This window comes from Streptomyces boncukensis (assembly GCF_011045075.1).
GTDB classification, from domain to species: Bacteria; Actinomycetota; Actinomycetes; order Streptomycetales; family Streptomycetaceae; genus Streptomyces; species Streptomyces boncukensis.
Genome location: NZ_JAAKZZ010000592.1, coordinates 1 through 4,126, shown reverse-complemented (window position 1 = coordinate 4,126; position 4,126 = coordinate 1). Strand labels below are relative to the sequence as shown.

At 74.1% G+C, this 4,126-nt stretch carries 4 protein-coding genes; 3 read left to right on the top strand and 1 reads right to left on the bottom strand.

Features of this window, described 5'->3' with window-relative positions; translation table 11 throughout:
* Positions 1 to 1,402 (top strand): hypothetical protein (locus G5C65_RS32605; RefSeq protein WP_165302663.1); only part of this gene is annotated, 1,402 nt, incomplete at its 5' end.
* Positions 1,403 to 1,445: 43 nt separating this feature from the next.
* Here the strand turns inward: G5C65_RS32605 and G5C65_RS32600 are convergent.
* Positions 1,446 to 1,799: a HesB/IscA family protein gene (locus G5C65_RS32600; protein ID WP_165302662.1), complete on the bottom strand. Its 354-nt coding sequence runs from the start codon at positions 1,797 to 1,799 to the stop codon at positions 1,446 to 1,448.
* Positions 1,800 to 2,047: 248 nt separating this feature from the next.
* Here G5C65_RS32600 and nadA point away from each other — a divergent pair, with 248 nt between their 5' ends.
* Together nadA and G5C65_RS32590 are read left to right on the top strand one after the other, a co-directional pair.
* Positions 2,048 to 3,226 (top strand): quinolinate synthase NadA, encoded by a 1,179-nt coding sequence (gene nadA, locus G5C65_RS32595; protein ID WP_165302660.1) that lies wholly within the window; start codon positions 2,048 to 2,050, stop codon positions 3,224 to 3,226.
* Positions 3,227 to 3,236: 10 nt separating this feature from the next.
* A partial coding sequence (locus G5C65_RS32590; protein ID WP_165302658.1) for a GNAT family N-acetyltransferase occupies positions 3,237 to 4,126 on the top strand: 890 nt, incomplete at its 3' end.

The window sequence follows — 4,126 nt, the reverse complement described above, 5'->3', positions numbered from 1 at the left end:
GTACTGGGCGTCCCAGGCCCCGAACGGCGACGGCGGCTCCGCCGCGCCAGGCGCCGACCGCCCGCCCCTGCTGGCCCTCGACAACCGCGCGGCGGACGCGCACGACATCGCCGTCGAGACCCCGGCCCCGGCTCCGCGGGACGGGGCGGACGACAGCCGCGGCTCGGGGGTCGCGCCGGGCGAGCCGATGGGGCCGCGCGCCCTCGTCCCCGCGACCGACCTGCCGGACGGGCCCGACCGGGCCGCGGTCCACCGCCCTGCCGGGAAGCCCGGCAGGGCCGAGGTCGGAGAGCTCGCCGCCGCGCTGAAGCTGGAGGGCACCCCGCGCCAGCGGAACGGCGGCTGGGAGGTGTCGGAGTCCGGGGAGCGGAAGTCCGGCGACCCGCGGCTGACCGTACGGAACGGGCGGTGGACATACGCCGGGCAGGGAGCGGCGGGCCGCACCTGCGGGCGCCCGCTGCCGGCCGCGGCGGAGCGGGAGCCGGCGCGCGGCGGCACGCGGCCCGGCTGTCCGCCCGAGGCCGCCCCCGACCTGCCCTCCCGTGACGACGGACCCGGCACCGCCGGAGGCGGCACCGCGTCCGAGGAGGCGGCGAAGAAGGCGGTGCGCCCCGCGCTGCGCGCCCTGGACCTGGGCGGGGCCCGCGTGGAGACGCACCGCGCCACGGGCGCGCACCGCACGGTGAACGCCGAGCCGCGCGTCGCCGGAAAGCCGACGCACCGCTGGACCGTCACCTTCCAGGTCGACGGCGACGGCCGGGTCGTGCGGGGCACCGGCCACTGGGGCGGCACCTCCGAGGGCGCCGACTACCCGGTGATGAGTGCGAGCCGGACGCTGAACGAGCTGAACAAGCAGCGGCAGGCGGGGCGCCCGGAGGCGGTCGAGCGCTCGGCGCCGCAGGGGAAGCGCGGGCCCGCCAAGGTCGTGGGCGCCGCGTTCGGCTACGCCGCGCGCCTCTCGGACGGCAAGCCCGTGCTCGTGCCGTCCTGGATCTACGACGTGCGCCGGACGGGCGGCAAGGGCAGCTACCAGCTGGCCCACCCGGCGGTGGAGCCGCGGTTTCTGCAGCGGCCCGGCGGCGAGGCGCCGAGCAGCCGCCCCGGGAGCCCTGGAAGCTCTGGGAGTTCTGGAAGCAAGGCCGAGGACCTCACCTCGTACGACATCCAGGGGCGGACGCTGACCGTGACCTTCTGGGGCGGGGTCTGCGAGACCTACCGGGCGACCGCGGCCGAGTCGGACTCCCGGGTGCGGGTGACGCTCTCCTCCCGGCCCAAGAACCCGGAGAACACCCTCTGTGTGAAGGTCGCCAAGCGGATGACCGCCGAGGTGACGCTCGACAAGCCGCTCGGGGACCGCAAGGTGGTGGACGCGCGGGACGGCGACGTACTGCCGCGCCGCTGACCCGCGAGACGCGCGCGGCGGGCGCCGGTACGAACCGTGCGGGTCAGTTGAAGGAGTCGCCGCAGGCGCAGGAGCCGGTGGCGTTCGGGTTGTCGATCGTGAAGCCCTGCTTCTCGATCGTGTCGACGAAATCGATGGAGGCGCCGCCCAGATACGGGGCGCTCATCCGGTCGGTGACCACCTTGACGCCGTCGAAGTCCTTGACCACGTCGCCGTCGAGCGAGCGCTCGTCGAAGAACAGCTGGTACCGCAGGCCGGAGCAGCCACCCGGCTGGACGGCCACACGCAACGCCAGGTCGTCGCGGCCCTCCTGCTCAAGCAGGCTCTTGACCTTCTCCGCCGCGGCGTCGGACAGGATGATGCCCTCGCTTACAGCGGTCTCGTCCGAAACGGACATCTGCTTCTCTCCCGGGTTGTACGGACTGCTCTTGCGGTCAACATCAACCGACGGCGTCCCGGATTCATTCCAGGAGCGGCACGGCTCTTTCTGTGTCCCCTTCGGCATGCTCGCACACCGCGCGCCCGAGTGGGAATGCGTCACATCGACGCGATGGCCATCGTCAAACTGACGCGAAGCGGCTATGATAGATAACGTCAGATAGACGAGAAGTCTCTCGTGTGGCGCTTACAGAAAGGGTGGATCCGTTGAGTGCCGCCCAGCCCCTGGACGTACAGCCGACCCCGCTCGCGCTGCTGCTGCTCGGCCGCGAGGCCGACCCGAAGAGCGAGCGGGGCGTCGAGTGCCCCGGCGACCTGCCCGCCCCCTCCGACCCGGACCTGGTCGCGCGCGCCCGCGCCGCCAAGGAGCGGCTCGGCGAGCGCGTCTTCGTCCTCGGCCACCACTACCAGCGGGACGAGGTCATCCAGTTCGCCGATGTGACCGGGGACTCCTTCAAGCTGGCGCGGGAGGCCGCGGCCCGCCCGGACGCGGAGTACATCGTCTTCTGCGGTGTGCACTTCATGGCCGAGTCCGCCGACATCCTCACCGGCGACGCGCAGCAGGTCGTGCTCCCCGACCTGGCGGCCGGCTGCTCGATGGCCGACATGGCCACGGCCGAGCAGGTCGCCGAGTGCTGGGACGTGCTGACCGAGGCCGGGGTCGCGCAGACCACCGTGCCCGTCTCCTATATGAACTCCTCGGCGGACATCAAGGCGTTCACCGGCCGCCACGGCGGCACCATCTGCACCTCGTCCAACGCCCGGCGGGCGCTGGACTGGGCGTTCCAGCAGGGCGGAAAGGTGCTGTTCCTCCCCGACCAGCACCTCGGCCGGAACACCGCGGTCCGCGAGCTGGGCCTGTCCCTGGACGACTGCGTGGTCTACAACCCGCACCGGCCGAACGGCGGACTGACCCAGGAGCAGCTGCGCGACGCGAAGATGATCCTGTGGCGCGGGCACTGCTCGGTGCACGGCCGCTTCTCGCTGGACTCGGTCCGCGAGGTGCGCGAGCGCATACCGGGCGTACGGGTCCTGGTGCACCCCGAGTGCAAGCACGAGGTGGTGTCGGCGGCCGACGAGGTCGGCTCGACCGAGCACATCATCCAGGCCCTCCAGGCAGCGCCGCGCGGCTCCAAGTGGGCCGTGGGCACCGAGCTGAACCTGGTGCGGCGGCTCGCGAACCGCTTCGCGGAGGAGGACAAGGAGATCGTCTTCCTGGACCGCACGGTCTGCTTCTGCTCGACCATGAACCGCATCGACCTGCCGCACCTCGTGTGGGCCCTGGAGTCCCTGGCCGACGGCACGGTGGTCAACCGCATCGAAGTGGACGCGGAGACGGAGAAGTTCGCCAAGCTCGCGCTGGAGCGGATGCTGGCGCTGCCGTAGCCTGCGGTCCATGCCGCTGCCACTGCTGCGCCCGGTGCGGGACTGCGAGGAGGACGCCGAGACGGTCCGGCTGCTCAGGGAGGCCGCCTTCGGGGACCGCCGCGCGCTGCGCGGCGCGCCCCCCGGCCCGGCGCCGGACACACCCGCGGAAGCGGCGGGGCCCGCGGAAGCGGCGGGGCCCGCTTTCCGGCGCGCGAAGATCCGGCACCTCGCCCGCACCGACCCGGCCGGGAGCTGGCTCGCCGAGGACGCCTCCGGCCGGGCGCTGGGCGCCGCGCAGGCGGTGCGCCGGGAGGGCACCTGGGGCCTGTCCCTGCTGGTGGTGCTGCCGGGCGCACAGGGCAAGGGCGTCGGCACGGCGCTGCTGGGGCGGGCGCTGGAGTACGGGCGGAGCTGTCTGCGCGGCGTGATCTGCGCCTCGGAGCACCCCGCGGCCGTCCGCGGGTACCGCCGCGCGGGCTTCGATGTGCACCCCGCGCTGTCACTCCGGGGCCCCGTCAGCCACGCGGGGCTGACGGCGCCGGACGGGGCCGCCGTCGCGGGCACGGCAAGGGACCGGGATCTGCTGGACTCGGTGGACCGGCGGCTGCGGGGCGGGGCGCACGGGCCCGACCACGAACTGCTCGTCCGGCACCACCGGCTCGTCGTCGCGGACGATCTGGCCGGGAGCGGATACTGCTACGTCCGCGAGAACGGGCGGGTCGAGCTGCTGGCCGCGACGTCCCGGCGGATCGCGGCGCGGGTGCTGACGGCCGCCCTGCTGGGGCTGCCCGAGGGGGCGGGCGCGGAGGTGCGGAACGTGGCCGGGGACCAGCAGTGGGCGCTGGACGTGGGGCTGGCGGCGGGCCTGGCGGCCCGGCCCGAGGGGTTCCTCTGCCTCCGCGGTATGCGCCCCCCGGC